Source organism: Vibrio sp. CJQ_6, from assembly GCF_043106745.1.
In the GTDB taxonomy this organism is placed as follows: Bacteria; Pseudomonadota; Gammaproteobacteria; order Enterobacterales; family Vibrionaceae; genus Vibrio; species Vibrio furnissii.
In genome coordinates this window covers 60,591-82,780 of sequence record NZ_JBICMV010000021.1, presented here as the reverse complement: position 1 = coordinate 82,780, position 22,190 = coordinate 60,591, and the positions used below count along the sequence as shown (strand labels likewise).

The 22,190-nt window shown below is 52.0% G+C and carries 18 protein-coding genes and 1 riboswitch; of the genes, 4 read left to right on the top strand and 14 right to left on the bottom strand.

Translation table 11 applies throughout. The features are described 5' to 3' along the window. Positions 1 to 85 precede the first annotated feature (85 nt). Entirely contained in the window at positions 86 to 325 is a 240-nt protein-coding gene (locus ACF8PK_RS11165) for an RNA-binding protein (protein ID WP_004727419.1), read from the top strand. Between the two features lie 67 nt (positions 326 to 392). On the opposite strand, the gene ACF8PK_RS11160 is transcribed toward ACF8PK_RS11165, so the two are convergent. Beyond that, positions 393 to 809: a MerR family transcriptional regulator gene (locus ACF8PK_RS11160; RefSeq protein WP_014257846.1), complete on the bottom strand. Its 417-nt coding sequence runs from the start codon at positions 807 to 809 to the stop codon at positions 393 to 395. 179 nt (positions 810 to 988) lie between these two features. Between ACF8PK_RS11160 and ACF8PK_RS11155 the strand changes: the two genes are divergently transcribed. Beyond that, positions 989 to 1,870 carry a GNAT family N-acetyltransferase gene (locus ACF8PK_RS11155; protein WP_392441309.1) on the top strand — a complete coding sequence of 294 codons (882 nt, stop codon included), beginning with the start codon at positions 989 to 991 and terminating at the stop codon, positions 1,868 to 1,870. A 93-nt stretch (positions 1,871 to 1,963) separates the two neighbouring features. On the opposite strand, the gene ACF8PK_RS11150 is transcribed toward ACF8PK_RS11155, so the two are convergent. Next, entirely contained in the window at positions 1,964 to 2,695 is a 732-nt protein-coding gene (locus ACF8PK_RS11150) for a bifunctional 2-polyprenyl-6-hydroxyphenol methylase/3-demethylubiquinol 3-O-methyltransferase UbiG (RefSeq protein WP_158141615.1), read from the bottom strand. A gap of 341 nt (positions 2,696 to 3,036) precedes the next feature. Beyond that, on the bottom strand, positions 3,037 to 4,005 hold the full coding sequence (locus ACF8PK_RS11145; protein WP_392441306.1) for a LysR substrate-binding domain-containing protein: 969 nt from the start codon (positions 4,003 to 4,005) through the stop codon (positions 3,037 to 3,039). A gap of 281 nt (positions 4,006 to 4,286) precedes the next feature. Here ACF8PK_RS11145 and ACF8PK_RS11140 point away from each other — a divergent pair, with 281 nt between their 5' ends. Continuing rightward, a complete protein-coding gene (locus ACF8PK_RS11140; protein WP_392441303.1) occupies positions 4,287 to 5,474 on the top strand; it encodes an MFS transporter in 1,188 nt (395 codons plus the stop codon). A 105-nt stretch (positions 5,475 to 5,579) separates the two neighbouring features. On the opposite strand, the gene ACF8PK_RS11135 is transcribed toward ACF8PK_RS11140, so the two are convergent. From ACF8PK_RS11135 to ACF8PK_RS11085, 11 genes are all read right to left on the bottom strand, one after another. Beyond that, positions 5,580 to 6,773 (bottom strand): DEAD/DEAH box helicase, encoded by a 1,194-nt coding sequence (locus ACF8PK_RS11135; protein WP_032081627.1) that lies wholly within the window; start codon positions 6,771 to 6,773, stop codon positions 5,580 to 5,582. Between the two features lie 211 nt (positions 6,774 to 6,984). Then, complete coding sequence (locus ACF8PK_RS11130) at positions 6,985 to 8,004, bottom strand: glycosyltransferase family 9 protein (protein ID WP_392441300.1); 1,020 nt, start codon at positions 8,002 to 8,004, stop codon at positions 6,985 to 6,987. A gap of 424 nt (positions 8,005 to 8,428) precedes the next feature. Beyond that, positions 8,429 to 9,085 (bottom strand): 3,4-dihydroxy-2-butanone-4-phosphate synthase, encoded by a 657-nt coding sequence (gene ribB / locus ACF8PK_RS11125; protein ID WP_004727411.1) that lies wholly within the window; start codon positions 9,083 to 9,085, stop codon positions 8,429 to 8,431. Positions 9,086 to 9,197: 112 nt separating this feature from the next. Continuing rightward, positions 9,198 to 9,338, bottom strand: a riboswitch (FMN riboswitch). 127 nt (positions 9,339 to 9,465) lie between these two features. Then, a complete protein-coding gene (locus tag ACF8PK_RS11120) occupies positions 9,466 to 10,896 on the bottom strand; it encodes a coniferyl aldehyde dehydrogenase (protein ID WP_392441297.1) in 1,431 nt (476 codons plus the stop codon). 12 nt (positions 10,897 to 10,908) lie between these two features. Further along, positions 10,909 to 11,385, bottom strand: a complete 477-nt coding sequence (locus ACF8PK_RS11115; RefSeq protein ID WP_004727409.1) for an Lrp/AsnC family transcriptional regulator — start codon at positions 11,383 to 11,385, stop codon at positions 10,909 to 10,911. Between the two features lie 146 nt (positions 11,386 to 11,531). After that, positions 11,532 to 13,421, bottom strand: a complete 1,890-nt coding sequence (locus ACF8PK_RS11110) for a methyl-accepting chemotaxis protein (protein ID WP_014257853.1) — start codon at positions 13,419 to 13,421, stop codon at positions 11,532 to 11,534. 197 nt (positions 13,422 to 13,618) lie between these two features. Then, positions 13,619 to 13,846: a hypothetical protein gene (locus ACF8PK_RS11105; RefSeq protein WP_014257854.1), complete on the bottom strand. Its 228-nt coding sequence runs from the start codon at positions 13,844 to 13,846 to the stop codon at positions 13,619 to 13,621. 216 nt (positions 13,847 to 14,062) lie between these two features. Further along, entirely contained in the window at positions 14,063 to 15,553 is a 1,491-nt protein-coding gene (gene putP, locus ACF8PK_RS11100) for a sodium/proline symporter PutP (protein WP_004727406.1), read from the bottom strand. Positions 15,554 to 15,625: 72 nt separating this feature from the next. Beyond that, positions 15,626 to 16,324 (bottom strand): aldehyde dehydrogenase family protein, encoded by a 699-nt coding sequence (locus ACF8PK_RS11095; RefSeq protein ID WP_014257855.1) that lies wholly within the window; start codon positions 16,322 to 16,324, stop codon positions 15,626 to 15,628. A 24-nt stretch (positions 16,325 to 16,348) separates the two neighbouring features. Next, positions 16,349 to 19,468, bottom strand: coding sequence for a bifunctional proline dehydrogenase/L-glutamate gamma-semialdehyde dehydrogenase PutA (gene putA, locus ACF8PK_RS11090; protein ID WP_004727404.1), 3,120 nt, complete (start codon positions 19,466 to 19,468; stop codon positions 16,349 to 16,351). 271 nt (positions 19,469 to 19,739) lie between these two features. Further along, positions 19,740 to 20,564 (bottom strand): AraC family transcriptional regulator, encoded by an 825-nt coding sequence (locus ACF8PK_RS11085; RefSeq protein WP_014257857.1) that lies wholly within the window; start codon positions 20,562 to 20,564, stop codon positions 19,740 to 19,742. 428 nt (positions 20,565 to 20,992) lie between these two features. Between ACF8PK_RS11085 and ACF8PK_RS11080 the strand changes: the two genes are divergently transcribed. Further along, a complete protein-coding gene (locus ACF8PK_RS11080; protein ID WP_014257858.1) occupies positions 20,993 to 22,096 on the top strand; it encodes a PEGA domain-containing protein in 1,104 nt (367 codons plus the stop codon). The last annotated feature ends 94 nt before the right edge of the window (positions 22,097 to 22,190 follow it).

Below are 22,190 nucleotides of genomic sequence, written 5' to 3'. Positions count from 1 at the left end.
AATTGACCAAGCAAGCGAAACAATCGCTTGGTCATCGCCAGATTTACTGCGACAATAGCGGCGTTTCTTTAGATTAAGGTTCATTATGAAACTTTTAGTTCGCAACCTCGCTCGTTCAACCACTGAACAGGACATCCGCAAGCTGTTTTCTGATTTCGGCACCGTCAAAGAGTGCACGCTGGTTCTTGACCAGGAAACTGGCCAGTCCAAAGGTTTTGCCTTTGTTGAAATGCCAGACGACGCAGAAGCCAAAACAGCCCTCAATGCGCTGAACATGACAAGCGTTGCAAAAAGCAAAATCCGCGTGAAAGCGGCGCAGCAGTAATTTCGCATTCTGCCGAGAGAGAAGCCAACCATTCGGGTTGGCTTTTTTGTACCGCAACGAAACGCGCTTAAGCGTTCTCCTCCCCCTGTTTCAAACGCGACAGCACACGCTGCGCATTGGTCGCGCAATCCACGTCATCCGGTCGCGATTCAATATCTTCGACAATCCGCAGCAGATGCGCTTTGGTTTCAGCCAGTTTGGCCTGCAGTTGCTCAATATCGGCTATTTTGCTGCGCAGCCGTGCTACCAGCACCTCCCCCTGCCACTGGGTGAGATCCGACGGCAACAGCGCGCCGATTTCCTCCAGACTGAACCCCGCCTGTTGACCGAGCATGATCAGCTCCAGCGCCAGCACTGCCTCTTCGGGATAGCTGCGATACCCATTGGCACGACGCTGGACCATTTTTAACAATCCAGCACTTTCATAAAATCGAATGGCCGACGGGGCCAAGCCCGTGCGTTTAGCCAGCTCTCCAATCTTCATGGTCTTCATCCTGTGGTGACGATGAGTCATTATAAAGTTTAAGTGAACTTGAAGGTCAATGCTGCTGAAAGCCAACATAGTCGGTTTACTCGAGTAAATTGTTGACACTATCAACAAAGTTTCGTTACGCTGCCCAAAATCATCTCGTTGATACAATCAACATAAAAAGGGCACGGCCTATGGCATCGGTGGAACAGATTCGCAGCGAACTGCGTTATCTGGTGCGTGAATTGGGATTATTGGACAAAAACTGCTGGAATTCGGGGCTATCGCTCAGTCAGGCACACCTGCTGACCTACCTCAGCAACAACGGCGCAACGCCGTTTTCCGAACTGTGTATTCAGCTCAACGCCGACAAAGCGTCACTCAGTCGCACCATCAACAAACTGGTCGAAAATGGCGATGTGCAGCCGATACCGCACCCACACGACAAACGCCAGAAATACTACCAACTCACACCAGCGGGCAGCGAAACCCTGCAGCGCGCCAATCACGCCGCCAATCACGCATTGGGTGATGTGATAAATTCGCTGGCTGAAGATGCACAAGCGGCGGTGCTCCATGGCCTGCGCACACTGCGCCTGAGCGCCTTTCACCACAATACCCGCCATCAGCAAGCCCGCGTACAAGTGGAGGCGTTGAATCCTGTTTATCGTGCCGAAGTCGAGCAGCTGGTGATGGATGTGTTTGCGCAGGAGCAGAAAATTCCGCCAGCATTGATTCCATTTGCAAAGGACAGCGATGTGAAATGGTGGGTCGCTCGCTCGGGCGAGTACATTTTGGGCGCCGTCGCCGCCTGGCGTGAAGGTGACGCTTGGCACTGGGGCCGCTTTGCCGTGAACCATCAGTTTCGCGGTTTAGGGATTGGGAAATCGCTGGCATTAGCCTCGCTGACGGAGCTGCTCGCAACGGCGCCGGAAATCTTGATTGAAGCGCGCGATACCACCGTCAACATCGTGCGCCAACTCGGCGGTGAGGTGCTGGGTGACGCATTTGATTTCTACGGCATGCCCGTCACGCCGATGCGTCTCACCGCCACGCGTTTTCGTGCCACGCAATAGCCGATGTGAGGCAGATGCAAGCTCTGCCTCTACAATATGAAGTCAGTACAGCGGCTGTCCCAAGGCACACCGCTTGGCGGTGTGCCTTTTTAGTTACGCTTTGCGCGCCGACACCAGCACCAGCATCGGACGTTCCGCCTCTTCCGCCAGTGCAGGCATCGCGGCAATTTGTTCGGCGCTTGGTCCCCACTCATCGATGTGTTCGAGCACAAAGCCTGCTGCGATCAGCGCATTGAGAATCGAGCCGAGTGTGCGGTGATATTTGATGACGCCCTCAGCCAGCCAATTTGACACGCGCTGGCCTTCATCCTGATAGCGATTCACAGCCCACGAACGTTGACCATCGGCATCGGTGAGCCAGCCTTGGCGCGGCGCGCAGGTGAAAATCGGGTGCTCCATGGAAAACACCAACTGACCGCCGGGTTTCAGCGCCTGAAATACAGTGGCGAAGATGGGGTTGAGATCGGGTAGATAGTGCAGCGCCAGCGAGCTGTAAACGAGATCGAACTGCGCATCACCCAACGTGAGGTGTTCCAGATCGCCGCGCTGATAAGTAATGCGCGCATCCGAAGTCATGGCGTGCGCTTTATCCAGCATCTTTTGCGACAAGTCGATTCCCAGCACTTTGGCTGCGCCTTTGTCGGTCGCCGCACGGCAAAACCAGCCGTAGCCACACCCCAAATCCACCACGCTTTTACCGGTGAGATCCGGCAGCATCGCTTCAATCGATGCCCATTCTGGCGCGCCGTCGAGTCCAAACTGCGAGCGCGGCAACTGCGCATAACCATCAAAAAACGCAGCGTTATCATAAATATTCTGAGACATGGTCTTCATTCCTCAATCTATAAAAATCAGTGACCTCAAATGCGAGGCATAAAAAAAGCGAACCGGGCTGGCTGGCCCCGTTCGCTCGTGCTGCCGACAAACGGCAGAAACAACAAGGGCCACGGTGAAACCTCATCCGTAGCCCTTGTTTCGCTCGCTATCGACATGACGTGATCTCTCCGTAAAGAGATCAGTCAAAACCATAGCGATGAATTTGTCGAAATGTTTATTTCGTTGGCTCTGTCCAATGTTTCATCGCAAACAATTGTCAGAGCTGACTCGGGTCACTCGCTGATCCGAGGCGTAAAGCGGTTGCATGGTCGTTTTCTTCAACTTGCTGTTTATAAATCGACGCTAATTTTATGCCGTTCGGGCATAGAGTCAAGTGCGGTGACTTGGTCAAGGTGCGCGACACGTGCTGATGGCATGGCATCGCCCTCAATTTCTTGCTTCAACCACTGAATAAAACAGCGCACTTTGGGTCGCTGTAAATTCTTTTCTGGTAAACAAATAAAATAGGCGGCTTGAGGCTGAGATTGCTGCACATCAATTCGCACCAGCGTGCCGTTTTGAATATATCGCTGCGCCAAACTGTGCTTAATTAAGCCGACCCCTTGCATCGCCAAAGCACTTTCCACCACAAACTGAGAACCATCGAATAAGAGCGTCGGCTGCTTCACCGGTTGGTGATGCTCATTCAGCCACGTTTCCCACCGCATGTCGGTATGAATATCTTCAATCAGCGCGGCTTTCTGCAAATCCGCCAGCGTTTCAATGCCGAATTCCTGCTGATAATGAGGATGACAGACGGGATAAATCGCATCATCCATCAACCATTCACTATACATACCAGCATACTGCCCTGAACCGAATCTCACGCACACATCCACGCGGGTGTCGTCGGGCGAGGTGAGGCGATTGGTGGGCTCGACCAGTATGCTGATGTCGGGAAACTGAGCGCGAAACACCTGCAATCGAGGGATCAACCAGTGATGAGCGAACGAACTGGGTGCGGAGATGGAGAGCTGGTTGGGGCGCTCATCCGCCGTCAATGCATCTACACCGGCCTGCAAATGGTGAAAGCCGAGTTTGACCTCTTGATAGAGGTTTTCTCCACTGGGCGTCAGACCGATGGTGCGATGATTGCGTGTAAACAGCGACGTGTCGAGCGTGGCTTCCAGTTGGCGGATTTGCTGGCTCACCGCCGCAGGAGAAACACATAAATCCTGAGCCGCCAATTTAAAACTGCCCAGTTCGGCAGACTTATAGAAATAAAGCAATCCTTGCAGGGGCAGGTGTCGACGTTTCAATTAACTCAGCCTTAATCAGAGGTAAGGAATGATCGTTTGCCAGATTAACACCGATTCATAAAGATATGAAACCAAGATAAGCCGCGCAGCTGATTGTCACGGGGGAACGACAAATTCACCTCTCCATCATGAGTCATCTCATCATAAGGATTCGTTTTGTATCGCAAACCATTTAGACATCACGTCGCCCCGATCTTAGGGACTATTTCCAATCGCGTTGGTTGTTATTTTCCTATCGCATCAAACAGGAATCGCACTTTAACGCCATCGGAGGTGAAACAATGAAAACCCTTAGCACTCGCTTGCTGCTGCTCTCATGCTCACTGGTATTGATGGCGCAAATGTCCACCACGTTGTACTTGCCCGCGCTGCCTTTGGTAGCGAACGAGCTCAACATCAGCCGCTACGGCGCTGAACTCTCGATTTCATTGTTTGTGTTCGGCGCGGCGCTTCCTGTCATTTACTGGGGCCATGCCGCCGAAAAGTACGGCCGCAGGCCCGCGCTCTCGTTGGCGTTGCTGCTGTTTATTGGTGCTTGCTTGAGTCTCTACATGGCTCAATCGCTGACCCAGTTATTGCTGGCACGCGTGATACAAGGTGCAGCCGCTGGCGGGGCCGCAATCATTGCTCGAATCGTGATTCGGGATTACTGGAGCGGTGACGTGTTGGCGCAAAAACTCTCGTTGTTGTCGATGGCCTTTATCGCCGCCTTGGGCCTGGGGCAGTTTGTGGGGGCGATGCTCACGCGCTACAGTGACTGGCGCGTCAGCTTTCTGCTGCTGGCGTTGATTGCTCTGCTGGCGCTGCTGACCACCTCTCGTTTCCCACTCAAAGGGCCAGCGCAACCCCAGCACACACCTAGCGCCAGCACCCACTACCTGACCATTCTTCAAGACAAGGGATTTCTTGTGCCTTGTGTTCAAGGCGGCTTGGGCTTTGCTACGATCGTCACGTTGCAGCAAGCCAGCCCGTTTGTCTTTGCCGAAACGCTGCACCTTTCGAGCCAGTGGTTTGGTGTATTTGGTTTGGCGATAGGCTTGGTTTACCTGCTGGGGTCACTGCACGTGAAGCGCCACGTGACTCAAATCGGCAGCCAGCCAATGCTGCGTCGCGGCGCCTATTGCGTGGCGATGGGTGCCCTGTTGATGTTGGGCCTGTGGCTACTGAGCGGTACGCTGCCACCGCACGTCCTGACTGGCGGTTATCTCGCGCTGTACTTGGTGATCATTTGGGGTCAAGCGGTGATTTTTCCCAACAGCATGTCACTGGCCGCGAGCCATTCTGCGCACAGTGGCGCACGTAGCATTGCCCTGTGTGGTTTCTTGCAACAATCGATGGCGGGCGTGGCGGCTATGCTGGCCGGGGGCGCAACTCAGAGCCACAGTTGGGTGTTTGGGGTGGCCATCATGAGTGTGGTGATCGTCGGACTGACTTGGCGCAAGCCGAAGGTGCACGCTTGTCAGTCATAACATTGTGAAGTGAAGAAGAAAGAGGAAGCCGTTCGCGCGATCGTCAATAGTCAATCGCGCCAAACGTCCAGCATTGCACCGATAGCGGCGCAATGCTGGCTGAGATTAGTCTTGCGGTGTCCGTTTGCTTTTCGGAACGTAGTTCAGAATCGAGATTGGCACTGGTTTTTTCGGTTCAAATCCTTCCACCACACGACGCTCAATCAAATGCCCCAGACGGCTTTCAATCATGCACAGGTTTTTGAAGTTGTCTTTAGAGACAAACGAAATCGCCTCGCCTTTGGCGTTTGCACGGCCCGTACGACCAATGCGGTGTACGTACTCATCCGCCGGGAATGGTAAATCGTAGTTCACCACGCGAGAGAGTTCGTGAATGTCGATACCACGTGCGCCCACGCCAGTCGCGATCATGTACTTGATTTTGCCCGCTTTGAAATCTTCCAGCAGTTGCACACGCACCGCCTGACTGCGGCCACTGTGGAACGCTTCCGCTGTAATGCCACGTTTTTCCAACTGGCTCGCCAGTTTTGCCGCGCCGTGTTTGGTTTCGATGAAAATCAGCGCCTGATCCCAGTTGTTTTCGGTGATCAGATGGCTCAGCAACGCAGATTTCTTGTCTTTATCGACCGTGATCAGCCACTGCTCGATGTTCGATTTTGATGCCTGATTCGCTGCGATACTGATTTCAAACGGGTCGTTCACCGCGGTTTTCGCCAGATCGCGCACCTTGTGCGACAACGTGGCAGAAAACAACAGGTACTGCGCATCTCGTGGCAGGCGATCGATGATTTTGTTGATCGAGTCGATAAAGCCCATGTCGAGCATGCGGTCGGCTTCATCCAACACCACCATTTCTACTTCTTCGAAGTAGACGGCGCGCTGACCGTACATGTCCAGCAAACGCCCCGGCGTCGCCACCAACACGTCCACCCCCTCAATCAGACGCTGTTTCTGAGCCTGCTCTTCCACGCCACCATACATCGCCAGCGTCGTCAGTCCGGTGTGTTGACCGTACTGTGCCACTTTGTCTGCCACCTGAATCGCCAGCTCGCGAGTCGGCACCAAAATCAGGGCACGAATGCGTTTTTTACGCTGCGTTTCACGTCCTTGTAGTTTGTGCAGAATAGGCAGCACGAAACTGGCGGTTTTACCCGTCCCGGTTTGCGCCGCAGCGATCAAATCCTGACCCTGCAAAATCACCGGGATGGCTTTGGTTTGAATGGTGGTTGGCTTTTGATAACCGAGTTCTGCCACTGCTTGTGTCAGGGCTTCACTCAGTCCAAGTTTGGAAAATGACATGAACAGACTCTGAATTGATAACCGTTAAAGTAGAGCATGCTCTACCACAGCGCGGAATTCTAGCATGATTGCACCGCGAGACAATGAATAACGACCCCATGAATCACGCACCAATGATAGCAGCAGAATGCGTTCTTAAGCACAGACGCTCATATCACGTAAAAGAAGGACGAACTGAGACAAAGGGATAGAGACGGAAAGCGTGCGGAAACTACTTCGCCTGAGGCAAGGTTTGCAGAAGCATTTTGACCTCATTCATCACCAGATCAGCAGAAATGGTTTGAATGTGTCCGTGAGTTTTCGCCACCAGCATCGAGGCAAATTCAGAGATTGGGTCACAATTTGCACGCCACTCTTCATTGGCTCTCATGATAAGCGTGCGCACGTCCAACGCTGATGCGATGTGCCCCATTGACGTATCCGTCGTAAGCACCAATGACATATCGCGCAGCCAATCGCCGGCATCACTGATCGACGCAGAACGAATGTAATTCACGCGCTCATCGTGCCCGTACGCCGCCAACTTGGCTCTATTTTCAGGAAGATCAAAGACACACACTTGAATACCCAGCGAAAGCAAACCGTCTAAAATGGAAACGGCTTGCTCATCGCTCAACGTATTGCCGGTTTGCGAACCACATGGGTTGAACAGCAATCGAATGCCTTGAGGCAGCGAATGCGCTTTGTCCGCAACGTGAGGGAGATTCAGGTTAAACGCCAGTTTCTCAGGTTGTTGCACACCGAAGTCCGGTAAAATACTCATCATGCGGCGCGTAAAGTGCGGCACCTGATGCTTGTTTTTCCCCACCACACCATTAAAGATATTCAGCGCAAACGGATCCAGCTTCTTCTTCTGTTTTTGTCGCGCTTCATCGGAATACGGCAAACTAACTTTCTGATTCGCCTTCATGCGATGGATGCGCCACAGCTCAATCCAGTTCCGACGTTCCCCTAAATACACCACTTTATCAAACTGTTGTTCATACAGTTCTTGACGTAAACGATGTTGGGAAAATGCGCGCTGCGGTTTTAAGTCGATATCGAGCAACCAACAACGGCTCAAGGCAGGATGATAACGAATGATCTCGTGGTTTCGCGAGCTGCATAAAACTTCTAACTGCCACTCAGGATGCGCCTGCTTTAATGCACTAAACAGGGGCGCAGTCATCACCATATCCCCAATCGCGTTGTAAGGGATAATCAAAATTCTTGGCTTGTCAGAATCCTTCACCTTTGACTGTTTAGGCTGACCAACGAAGTTAATACTCCATTTAAACAAAAGCTTGAGTAACATAAAAAGCGGGGATTCCAAAGCCAAAAAGTTGACGACAATAAACACTAAATGAGGAGAAAATGCTAAGTATTATACGGAATATTTTACAAACAGAAACAATATCCAGAATAAAAATAACGTAGTGATGCTAAGCGAATGATACTGCTGATGATACGTCAAAATTCCATCCATCACCGTAATGAAAAACAGTGTTCATTTTCCGTCTAAATCAGAATTCAGACCTCAAAATGACAACAATGTTCAACATCATTTCTGCACAGAATTTGAAATTGAACTAGCGACCAGCCAAACCCGGCGCCAAGACATCACCCAAACAAAAAAAGGCGCGACAGAGCGCGCCTTTACACTGTAAAGCGGGAGATTAAGCCAGCTTCAGGTCGAACTGCATGCGGTATTGCACCATGTCTTCAATGGTCAAAACAGGCATGTTGTGCAGTTTACCAAATGCCACGATTTCAGGCGTTTTAGCCATGGTGCCATCGGGATTAGTCACTTCGCACAGGACACCAGATGGCAGCAGACCCGCCATTTGCATCAGATCCACAGTGCCTTCGGTGTGGCCACGACGCGCCATCACGCCACCTTTGCGCGCGCGCAGTGGGAACACGTGTCCTGGGTGTGCTAGGTCGTCCGGTTTAGCGTTCGGGTTGATCGCGGTTTTGATGGTGGTCACGCGGTCTTTTGCAGAGACGCCGGTGGTCACGCCATGGCGCGCTTCAATCGTCACGGTGAATGCGGTTTGGTTTTTGCTGTCGTTCACTTGCACCATAGGTGGCAGTTCCAGCTTGTTGGCTTGCTCATCGGTCAGACACAGACACACGATGCCGCTGCATTCGCGGATCATCAGCGCCATTTGTTCGGATGTGAGGGTCTCTGCTGAGTAGATGATGTCACCTTCGTTTTCACGATCTTCATCGTCGAGCAGCAATACACCGCGACCTTCGCGCAGCGCTTGTAGTGCATTTTCAACACGGGTAATTGAGTCGCCGAATTCGGCAAGTAGCGATAACTGATTCATGGTTACTCCTAATAATGACCAGAATCAGGGCTGTTATGAGGGATCAAAAGCCAAAACCAAGTGCACCAAATCCAAGGAACGAGGGAACCTCAATCCATGCGGTTGGTGTGTTTGTCATTCTCTCTCATCCGGACTGTAACCGTCGGCCCTGGCGTCTCACCAGATCTGCTGACCTCGACGAATCGAGCGCTCGTGGGCTCGCCCCATAGGGCATACCACCGGTGGGGAGTTTCGCCCCGCCCTGAGAATACTTAAAAGATAGAACGTCGCGGCGTTCAGCACCGCGACTGCGAGTATGGTAGTGCTTTCATAGACGATTGAAAAGCGTTGCTGACACAAATCGTGCAAAAAGCGCCGCAGCACCTCTGCCATGGCCTGAGTTAACGCAGCACAAAACGGCTGAGTAGCTTCAGCCACAGTTTGCGGTGATTCAGCAACCAACGACTGCGCGGCAGCTTGCTGAGGGAATGCAGGACGGTTTTGGCGTGGGAGAAGGTTTGGAAGCCTTCGATGCCATGATAATGCCCCATTCCCGATTCCCCCACACCGCCAAATGGCGCATCATCAGCCGCGACGTGCAACAAGGTGTCGTTGATCGCCACACCGCCACTGTGGGTGCGTTTGAGGACGTAATCGATAATATCTTGATCATCACTCATCACATACAACGCCAGCGGACGTGGCTGCGCATTGACCCGTTCAATCGCCTCTTCAATGGTGCGATAACCGATTAAGGGCAGAATCGGACCAAAGATCTCTTCTTGCATCACGCGCATCGCATCGGTCACTTGCGTGATCACATGCGGTGCCATTTGTCCTTCGGCCAGTTCAACGGGATGGCTGAACGTACTCACCTCGGCACCCTGCTGACGCGCATCGTCCAGCAGCATGTGTAGTCTTTGATACTGAGTAGCGTTGATGATGTGCGTGCAATCGAGCTTGCCTTGCTTGTTGACGAAACGTTTGGCAAAGCGGCGCAAATAGCACTCGGTGAACGACGCCAACTGCGCCTCGGGTAACATCACGTAATCCGGCGCGACGCAGATCTGGCCACTGTTGGTCGCTTTACCCAACATGATCTGGTCAACCGCACGAGTTAAATCGGCATCAGGGGCGATAATCACCGGGGATTTACCGCCGAGTTCCAACGTGACGGGCGTGAGATGATGCGCAGCAGCCAAGGCCACTTTGCGTCCTACCGCCGTCGAGCCCGTGAATAACAGGTGCTGAAACGGCAACGCGCTAAATGCTGAAGCCACGTGCGCTTCGCCTTCAACACACAGTGCAATGTCCCCCAGCGCGGCCACGATGCGGCGCAACACCTGATTGGTGTGCGGCGTGTGCTCGCTGAGTTTGAGCATCACTTGGTTGCCCGCCGCAACGGCCGTCACCAGTGGCGCGAGGCTCAACACCACCGGAAAATTCCACGGCACAATAATGCCCACAACGCCCAACGGTTGATAGCGCACTCGAACGCGCGAAGGAGAAAGTATCAGCCCCGCTTTGCGTCGCTGCGGTTTCATCCATCGTTTGAGGGATTTAAGCGTGTAGTCGAGCTGACTGACCGCCGGAACGATGTCGCACAGCACGCTGTCAAAACGGCTACGGAAACCAAAATCTTGGCTGAGCGCCTCTGCCAGCGCATTCTGTTCGCTGAGCAAAGCCTGTCTCAGCGCCACCAAACGCTGCTGGCGCTTTTCCAGTGAAGGATACGGGTCGTTAGCAAACTGAATGCTTAAACGGCCAAATTGAGCGTCTAACAGCGCCACATCACCTACCGGCTCCGTGGTCACATCGGCTAACTGCGCCATAATCTCTCCAACTTATATCGCACAAATGAGTTCCGGGTTGATGCCGAAACTGGTTTTGTGTTCTTCAATGACAAATTCACTGCGGGTCTGAATGACTCCCGGTAACGTGCCTAGTTTACCCGACATAAAGGCTTGATAGGCTTTCATGTCCCGAACCCGCACCTTGATCATGGTGTCAAAATCTCCGGACAGTGAATAACAGGCCTCAATTTCCGGGACATCACGCACCGCTTCGGCAAAACGCTCAAAAATAGAAAAACTGGTTTGATCGAGGCGAATGTGAATAAACACCTGCACATCCAACCCCAGTTTTTCCGCATTCAGTTCAGCGTGATAGCCCTTAATGTAGCCCTCTTTTTCCAACCGTTTGACCCGGTCTGAACACGGGGAAGTGGTGAGATTGACCATCTTGGCCAACTCCACCACGGGCAAGCGTCCTTTGTCGTGCAGAATACGCAGAATTTGTTGGTCCACTCGGTCTAAATGCATAATGTTCGAATTCCCTGTGACACATCATTGGTGCATACCATACTGGCGAATCGACGCCGCACGAAGCGTTTCAATACGGGTTGTGATTGTCTTCACAGTGAAAAAATAAAGGGCATCATCAGATGCCCTTGGTAGTTTACGGTCAATCAAAGCCTAAAGCGGGATATTTCCTGCTCCAACTCTTTCGCAAGGCTGTGCAGCTCTTTGGCTTGCAGCACCGCATCTTGCGCTTCACTTGCCAACGCATCACTGACTTCACGCACCGATTCAGTATTGCCGTTGATATCAGCCGTCACCAACGATTGCTCCTCTGCCGCCGAAGCGATTTGCGTGGCCATGTCGCTAATCAACTGAATCGCTTCACTGATCGCTTGCAAGCTTTCGCCAGTTTGATTGACGTCCGTGACGCTGGTTTCCACCAGTTTGTGGCTTTCCGTCATCACGGTCACCGCATTCGCCGTCACTTTCTGCAGGCCAGCAATCTTGGTTTGAATCTCTTCTGTCGACGCATGCGTGCGCTGCGACAACACGCGCACTTCATCGGCCACCACCGCAAAACCGCGGCCTTGGTCGCCAGCCCGCGCCGCTTCGATCGCCGCATTCAACGCCAGCAAATTGGTTTGCTCGGCAATCGCGCGAATGGTCGACAGAATGGTCGAGATTTCGTTGGCGTGATCTTCCAGTTCGCCGATGATGGTCACCGCGCCCGTCAACTCTTGCGCCAACTGATCAATCGAATGCTTGCTTTGCTGCATTTGTTGGTACCCTTGCGCCCCCAGTTCGACCGATTGGTTGGCGTTTTTCGCGGTGTTGTCGGCATTGCCAGCAATTTCTGCGGTGGCCGATGCCATTTCCGTCACGGCGGTCGCAACCATGGTGATTTCGTCCTGCTGCGTTCGAATGCGCTCGCTACGCTGCCCCGCAGAGCGTGCCGCGTGGTTCGCACCGTCGTTCAACGCAACAGATACGTCACGCACATTTTTCACCATCACGTGTAGGCGATCGACAAACATGTTGAATTTATCAGCCAGCATGCCGACTTCATCATCACTTTTCACGGCCAGACGACGCGTGAGGTCGCCGTCGCCTTCAGCGATGTCACCCAGCGCCGCCGCAATGTTGCTCAGCTCATTGAGCTGACGCGCCACAAACCACGACGTGGCTAAAGCCATCACCAGCAGAATCACCAAACCGATCAAGGTTTGGGTCAACAACATTTGATTTAACGGCTGTTCCAGCACGGCTTTGTCCATCACCATCACCAACATCCAATCGGTGTTGTCGATGCTTTGTGCCATCAGCACTTTGTCTTTGCCGTTGATCGCCAGTGGTAGCAGTTGGTGATTATGCGCCACCCCTTGCAGCGCCGACACGGTTAAGCCCGGTGCGATGTCTTGCGTGGGTTTAAGAATCAAGTCTTTGTCTGGGTGCGCGACGATTTTGCCTTTTTGGTTCACCAGAATGGCGTAACCTTTGCCTGGCACTTCAATCGCCAACACGTCTTGAATCAGCTTGTTCAGTGCCAAGTTGGACGCAGCCACGCCGATCAATTGGCCGTTGAGGCGCACCGGTTCCGTTAACGTCACCACCAGCGTTTGCATGGTGACACTCACATACGGTTCTGTGGTGGTGGGTTTGCCCGCCGCTTTGGCTTCTTTGTACCAGCCGCGCTCACGAGGATCGTAACCTGCTTTATTGAGAGAGGGATCTTGGCGGAACATTTCGCCCTGTTCGTTACCGTAGTAACTGAGACCAAATGAACCGGATTCAAGGGTTTGGCGCAGGTGCGGCACCAAGTCGAGATTGGGGTTACGTTCGATTTCTTCGCGCAAGCCTTTTAACGCATGTTGCTTGGTCGCGAACCAGTCGCCAATCCCCTTCGCGTGAGCTTGCAGCGTATTGCGGCTTTCGCTTTCGATGGCACGCCAACTGTCCTGCTGGAAGGTTTTGTAGCCCGCGAGAACCAATGCGATGGCGGTCAGTGCGATCGCTATCACCACAGAGAAAACCATCTTTCTCTTTAAACTTAACTGCATGAATGGGCTCCTTCGTCATGTCATCAGATAAATTACCTACAGATTAGCTGAACGAAAAGAGATTACTTTGCGAAAGTTCCCAATAAGGGAAGAACAGAGAAGGCGTCAGGTGAAATCAGTGATCTACTGCCCATTGTGAGCACAGAAACAACCATGGCTTCCCTGTGTCACACGGAAGCCATCTTGTTGTCATCAAACTAAATCACTCTGGCACGAGAGAAATCGGCGGGCGAGAGATCCGATTGTTGGTTACACACGCGGCAAAACCCCTGTTTCTCCATTTTGTAATAGTGTTCACCGTGCATCAATGCTGCCATAAACTGCTGAAAACCCTGCCAGCCTGACACATCCTCCGCCTGGCTACGCCTCATTACAACTTTGTGCGGTGTGGTTTTTCGACAACAGTTGCAATACGCTTCTGGCATGGTGGGTCCTCCTATCAGTGTGCTCAGTTATTGACAATTGACGCATTTTGAATCGATTGGTTCCATTGTCCCAAACTTTAGTTTTAAGTTTGTGATTTAGATTCAAAAAACAACACCCACTTTCGATTGAGTTTCTGCTATTGCAGTGGGCTGACACAAGCACAAAAAAGCCCCACATCGGTGGGGCTTTGCGCAGTTGTGTCAATCGATGGTCAATTAATCGAGTTCAACCAAGTGCTTTTTGAAGGTCTTGTGTTGTTGTTTCACGGTTTCTTCTGGCTCACCCGTCAGCAGGCTCACTGCCACAATCGCGATAGTCGAGAAGATGATTCCCGGTACGATTTCGTACACGTCGTACCAACCACCGGACAGCTGTTTCCACACCACGATGGTGATCCCACCAACGAGGATACCGGCCAATGCGCCATTGCGGTTCATGCGAGCCCAGTACAGGCTCAGAACCAGTGCTGGACCAAAGGCGGCACCAAAACCAGCCCATGCGTAAGACACAAGGCCAAGAACCGAACTGTCTGGCGTCATTGCAAGAATCAGCGCAATGATGGAGATGATGATCACCGCCGCACGGCCAACTCGCACGATTTCTTCCGACGTCGCGTCTTTCTTAAACACTTGTTTGTAGAAGTCTTCAGCCATCGCTGACGACGACACCAACAGCTGAGAATCGGCGGTACTCATGATGGCCGCCAGAATTGCTGCCAACAAAATACCCGCCATCACTGGGTGGAAAATCGCGTTCACCAGCAGCATGAAAATTTTCTCGCCGTCATCCAACTGAATGTTGCCGTTGTTGGTCACGTAGATCAGGCCAACCAAGCCGACCAGCATCGCGCCAATCATCGACAAACCCGTCCAAATCACTGCGATACGGCGTGCTGTAGTCAGATCTTTGTTGGAACGTGTGGCTTTGAAACGAGCCAAAATGTGTGGCTGACCAAAGTAGCCCAAGCCCCACGCAACCAGCGAGACGATCGCCACCGCCGACAGCGGCTGGCCTTTCACGTCATTCCACATGGTCAGCAGCTCTGGGTTAATCGCCACCAGGTCGTGATCCAGTTTAGTCAGACCGCCGTTCATTGCCGCCAGTGGCACAATCAGCAACGCTGCTGCCATCAATAGGCCTTGCACCAAGTCCGTCCATGATACCGCAAGGAAACCACCAAACAGCGTGTACGACACCACACACACCGTACCGATAATCACGGCTGTGCTGTAATCCATGCCGAAGACCGTTTCAAACAGTTTACCGCCTGCCACCAAGCCTGAGCTGGTGTAGAAAAGGAAAAACAGAAGAATGAAGAATGCTGAAATGGTTTGAATCAGTTTCGAATTGTCGTTGAAACGACGAGACAGGAATTCAGGCAGGGTCAGCGCATCCGTCGTAATGCTGTAAGTACGCAGACGTTTCGCGGTGATCAGCCAGTTGGCCCATGTACCGATCAGCAGGCCACCCGCCAACCAGAATGCTTCAATACCTGCCGCGTACGCATAACCCGGCAAACCCAGCAGCAACCAGCCACTCATGTCAGAGGCACCGGCAGAAAGTGCTGCAGGCCACGGGCCTAACGAACGGCCACCCAAAAAGTAATCAGACGAGTTTTTCGTTCGCTGATATGCAATGACCCCAATCGCCAACATCAAGATGAGGTAGACGATAAACGTGGTCGTAATAGCAAAGCTATTTTCCATTGAAATGTCCTCTTATATACGATCGCCTTCCATGTCCCCTCACAAAGGGTGAGGGGAGAACTACAGAAAGGATTAGTGGGCCTCGTTCCCAAGCTCAAGCAAGGTCGCGTTGCCGCCCACTGCTGTTATATTTATTGTGCGCGTGCGTTCGGTAATAAAACGCAGCGATAAGTGTGGATCGTTCGCCACAGGCAATGCGGCGAAATCCGTTTCAGACACCAGGCTCACAATTGCGCCTGAACGTTTGGCTAACTGACGGTTGAGGCTACGCTCGACCGCCGTTTTACCGACATAACCCATGCAGCGAATGTCCGATTCCATCAACTGATGGTACGCATCGAACGTGGCAAACTGCAGCACGTTAGCCGGTAAGGTGGACTGCTCGTAAGCAGACGAAAGAGCGGACGTCAGCTCAGCATCATCGCTACACAAAACGACACTGTTGCCTGCGACCAGCGCAGCACACAGTTGAGCCGCGACCGCCAGTTTTGCTTCATTACTGCTGTCATCTTGAATGATGAGGGCAACACCGCGCCCTGCAGTATAAAGCTCGTTGGTTTCTCCAGTTGGCCCCACAAATTGGTGCGGATGCGCCAGTAGTGTGGAAGCCTGTTGAAGTTGGTAAGAAATCACTTTTGCCAAAGCTGGCATCGTGCTTTCTAAATTCTTTTTCACCGACAGCAGTGACTCACATTTCGAGTCAAAGCCAGTCAGATTCCAATTTTCCCAAGCCGAAAAAGCGTCAGAAAAACGAGTTACTTGATGCACCATGGTTAGTCTCCTTCGCTGAACGGATTAGCTGTACTGTACTTGTGTGAAACGATACAGGTAGTGTGGACCACCTGCTTTCGGTCCAGTGCCGGACAGGCCCTGACCGCCGAATGGCTGAACGCCCACCACCGCACCCACTTGGTCACGGTTGATGTAACAGTTCCCCACACGCGCATGTTTCTCGATCCAACGATAGGTGGTCTCGTTGCGGCTGTGGATCCCCATCGTCAGACCAAAACCGGTCTCGTTAATTTGCTGTACCACATTGGCTAATTCGCTCGCTTTGAAACGAACAATGTGCAGGATTGGGCCAAATTGCTCTTCGGTCAGGCAATCAATGCCCGAGATTTCAAACGCCGTTGGCGCCACGAAATCACCGTGTTCACATGCTTCACCCAGTTCCAGTTGTGCCACTTTCTTCTGCGTTTGCGTCATACGTTCAATGTGCGCCAGCAAGCCTTGCTTCGCTTTGGTGTCAATCACCGGGCCAACATCCGTGCTGTGCAGGTACGGAGTGCCCACAGACAGCTCCTGCATTGCGCCTTGAATCAGCGTAATGATGCGATCGGCGATGTCTTGTTGAACATACAGCACGCGCAGCGCTGAACAGCGTTGACCTGCAGAAGCAAATGCAGAGCGCAGAACGTCACGAACCACTTGTTCTGGCAGCGCGGTACTGTCCACGATCATCGCGTTCTGACCGCCAGTTTCTGCGATAAACGGCACCGGATCCGCATCACGCTCAGCCAAGGTTTGGTTGATGCGCTGCGCGGTTGCGGTTGACCCTGTAAACGCCACACCGGCAATCGCAGGGTGAGACGTCAACGCCGTACCGATTTGCGAGCCGCGACCCGGCAGCAGTTGAATGACGCCACCAGGGAAACCGGCTTCCAGCATCAGTTCCACAGCGCGCGCTGCGATGAGGCTGGTTTGTTCAGCGGGCTTGGCAACCACCGTGTTTCCGGCCACCAAGGCCGCGGTAATTTGGCCAAGGAAAATCGCCAATGGGAAGTTCCATGGGCTGATACACACGAACACACCACGACCTTGACGAGCCACTTGGCGACTCTGACCATCAAAACCGTCAATGGAGAACTGACCCAATGTATCGATGCGTTTGGCGTAGTAGCGACAGAAATCGACGGCTTCACGCACTTCATCAATGCTGTCGTGAATGGTTTTTCCGGCTTCCTGATGACAAATCGCCACCAATTCGGCCAAGTTGGCTTCCAACAGATCGGCCAGCTTATCGAGCTTTTCACCGCGAGCTTGCGCTGGCGCTTGGTTCCAAGCAGCAAACGCAGCGTGGGCAGTTTCGATCGCAGCGGAAACATGATCATGGTTCGCGTGGAAAATCTGACCCACCTCGATACGACGATCGTACGGCGCTTTCACCAACTCAGGTTGGGCAGCTGCCTTGATCATGCTTTCGAATTGGATCTCTCCGTTGATGATCGGTGACGCTTGCCATTGCTTGCTCAGGAACGCGTTCACTTGCTCTTCAAACGGTTTCGCTTCGCTTTCGATGTCGATGTTGACACCGTACGAGTTGCTGCGCTCAGGGAAGATATGCGTCGGGAGCGGAATTTTGGTGTTGTTGAGCGTATCGAACGCCAGCAACATGTCCACAGGGTGCTGTGTCAGCGTGTTGATCGGGCAACGCGCATCCACCAAACGATGGACAAACGAGCTGTTGGCACCATTTTCCAACAAACGACGAACCAGATAAGGCAGCAAATCTTTGTGGCTTCCCACCGGAGCGTAGATACGCACCGATTGCTTGTATGCGGCCATCACTTGGTTGTACAGCGCATCACCCATGCCGTGCAGACGTTGGAATTCAAAATCTTTGTGTTGCGCCATCACCGCAATGGCGGTCACGGTTTGCGCGTTGTGGCTTGCAAATTGTGGGAACAAATTGCCACGCACGCTCTCGCTCAATAGGAAACGCGCACACGCCAAGTACGACACATCCGTCGCTTCTTTGCGGGTGTAAACCGGGTAACCGGTGTAGCCACTTTGTTGTGACCACTTGATTTCGCTGTCCCAGTACGCGCCTTTCACCAAACGTACCGGAATCAGGTCGCCTTGATCTTTTGCCAGCGCAGTCAGCCATGCCAGAACTGGCAAAGCACGTTTGGAATACGCCTGAATCACCAGACCAAACTTGCCCCAGCCTGCGACTTTTTCGTGGCGGTAAACTTTTTCAAACAGCTCCAGAGACAGTTCGAGGCGATCCGCTTCTTCGGCATCGATCGTGATCGCGACATCCAGCTCCATCGCACGTTCCAGCAATTGGATCAGTGTGTCATGTAGCTCGGTCATCACACGGTCGCGGTTGGCGACTTCATAACGAGGGTGCAGCGCAGAAAGTTTGATCGATACTGAGGGTGCAGGGCTGGTATCTAGACCATATTTGTCGCGGCCAACCGCTTCAATCGCCATCAAGTAATCTTTGAAATATTTGTTTGCGTCTGCTGTGGTCAACGCCGCTTCACCCAACATGTCAAATGAGTAGGTGTAGCCTTTGTCGCGCATGGTGCGGCCGTTTTTCTGGGCTTCCGCGATGGTGCGGCCCAGCACAAACTGGTGACCCATGATCTTCATCGCCTGATGCATCGCTTTACGAATCACAGGTTCACTGAGCTTGTTCACCAAACGGTTGACCGCTTGAACCGGGCTGGTGCCTTCTGCATCGGCCAGACCCACAACTTTGCCCGTCAGCATCAATCCCCACGTGGACGCATTCACGAACACGGAATCGGAGTTTTTGAGGTGCGATTTCCAGTCGGCCACACCCAAACGGTCACGAATGAACGCGTCGGCGGTTTCCGTATCTGGAATACGCATCAGCGCTTCTGCCAGACACATCAAAAGAATGCCTTCTTGCGTATCCAAACTGTATTCAAGCAGCAGCGCATCGATCATCTGAATCGACTTTTTGTCTCTGCGAATGGCTTCGATCAGTTCAGTGGTTTTGACGGCCATCGATGATTTTTCTGCATCGCTTGGGGTCGCCAACGGTAAGAGTTGTTTTAGCCATTGGGATTCGTCCACCATGTAAAGTGGCGAGATCTGTGACCACAATTTGCTGAGCGGCTGCTCAACAAATTCTGCTTTCAACACATCAGTTGCTGTAAACATGCGTTTTCCTTAATCTCACACCCGAGAATGATAGGGTCGGGTTTCCTACAATGGCTGGCAGTGTATTTTGAGCGCGTGAAGAATACTTGTCAAAAACTCCGAGCTTTTTGCCAAAAACTCGGTTTTTTAACAAAACAAAAACAGAATCACATCAATTTAGACAAAATAAAATGCTGTTCATTTACCAAATTTCGCAAATAAATAACCCGAAACCGCGTGAACAGTTTCGGGTTATAGAATAATTCTCATTAAAATTCGCAATATTCAGCGTTTAATTACGACACATTTTTTTGTACTGGGACGGGGAAACCCCTTGAAGGCGAGAAAATGTATGAGCAAAGGTGCTTTGGTTCGAAAAACCGCTCAGTTCTGCCACTTGACCAAACGTCAATCGGCCCTGCTCGATGAGGTGTTTCGCCATATCCACGCGCTTACCGAGCACGTATTGGTGCGGCGTGATGCCCATTTGTTCTTTGAACAGCATATGGAATTGGCTTTCACCCAGAAACACGCTGCCCGCAAGCTGCGCCACTGAAATGCGGCTACTGATGTGCTGTTCGATGTAACGGTCAATGGCGTCTAAATCAAAGCGCGATTCTTTCCGATGGGTTTCAAACGCTGAAATATGCCGCTGCAACAGCGCCAAAACGGTGTCACCACAGGCGCGGCTAAGCAGCATATCTTCTGGGCTGTTTTGCATTTCCTGCACCAACATTTGCACCAGTTTCTGAATCTGGCCATCCAATTGGAAGTAGACATCAGCGCGCGATAAATCGTTGATTTTTTGCAACATCAACGGATCGTCTGCCGAAGCCTGTGGCATGTTCAGCACCAGAATATCCGACTGCCCGACAATGCCACCAAAGGCATGGTCAGAGCCTGACGTCACCACGCACCCCTGCCCCGGGCCGACAATATTGCCCATGCCGCTGACTTCAAATTCAGCCTGACCTTTTAAGCCGATAACGATTTGCGTGTAACTGTGATCGTGGCAGTGCATGTGCGAAGGCAAAGTCACCAGCTCCGCCGGTTTGGGCGACAAAAGTTTGGCTCTTTGCTCCAAAATGGGCGGATTGTGTGAAGATAAATTACTCATGATCGTTTCACCTCACGATGACAGGTCTGCATTTTATAACAAATTTGTCAGAAGCGAAAATCTCGCCTCTGTCGCCGCTCAGAAAGTAAACATACGCCAATTGGATGGGTCGACCGGGTGAAATTGACCGCGTGGAACATCTCGGAACAATGATCAAGTGCACATAAATTACGGTCAATGAGTGTTCAATTGAAAAACGTCAAACCAGATCGGGAATCGGAGCTTGCATATTTCGATAATCTGCTCAAAATGGAGTTTGCAGAGTTATAAGATTCACAAAATCAGTGGCCTATTGCCCGGTTTTGGTGATTTTTTTGCTATAAAAAAGAGCATTTGCATTACAAGAGCCAGCGTATTGATAACGCTGTCAAAAGTTTGTCTATTGCCACTGCTCCCAGTGGAACCATATCAATTTGTTGCAGGGACCTATGATTAAACATCGCCTCCCAGCGCTACTGCTTGCGCTAAGCCCAGTTTGGGTATCTGCATCGGTATACGCGGATGAAATAACACAGGTAGATCCTGTCGCCGCTATCGATGAGAAAATCAGTACAAAACAGAGCGAGATCGATTCTATCGTCTCTGAGTACGACACAGAAGGCTCAAAACTTCAGCAGCTGAAGAACGAACAAGCTCGTCTGCAGCGCGAAAGCGAAGAGCTGGATGCTAAACGTAACCGTGCCAAGTCGGCGCTGGACAAACAATATAGCCGTCTTCTCGAAGATCCGGACACCGACTTAGTCACGTTCCAGAAGAAGTATCAGGAAAGCTGGACAGCCGTCAAAGACAACCAGTCTGAAAAGCTGACCAACGATCAAGCGATCACCGAAAGCGAAATGCGTCTGTCGCAGATTAAACAGAAGCAAGCGCGTTTGAAAACCGAGTTTTCGAATCTGGAAGAGAGCAAAATCGAAGCGCGCGTCAAACGTCTGGATGCTGAATTGCGTGAAAGCGATGTGATGGAAACCAGTTATAAGACGGCGTGTTCCACCACCATGACGCTGGGCGAATGTTCGAGCCAAGGCCAACACCTGACCAAGCAGAAAGCGGTGAAAACCTTTCGTGCGAAGTTGTTGGATAACCTAACCGAATCTGTGATTGCGAAGCAAAACCTCAATGGCGTAGAACTCAACATTCACGTACAAGAGAGTCAAATCATTCGCAGTGGTTTCGAAGGCAACAACGAATACTTTACCCAGATGCAAGCGCAGCTTCAGGCCAAGCCAGAAGCGGTGGCGGCCTGTAAACTGCTGAACGTGTCGAGCCGCTACTGCTTAAAAGGCGCTTCTGATGAGAAGAACGTTAAAAAAGACAAGCAGTGGGCCAACGTGACCGTGCGTTCGGATCAGTACAATGATTCAGTGACCATCAATGGCATCAGCTACGGCAGTACGCCGGTTGAAATCGTTCTTCCTGCCGGTCGCCATCAGGTTACCGTGTCGAAAGACGGTTATGAGAGCTACAACCGCGTGATTACCGTGAACGGCAATGACACCGTTTGGGTGAAGCTTCGCCCAAATAAAGACAGCTAATCATCGGATTGGTCGTCGCGTATCACAACGCTGTCGTTTCAACGCCATTTTGTCACTAAGTTATTGAAAGATGACTTCTGACAAAATGGCGTTT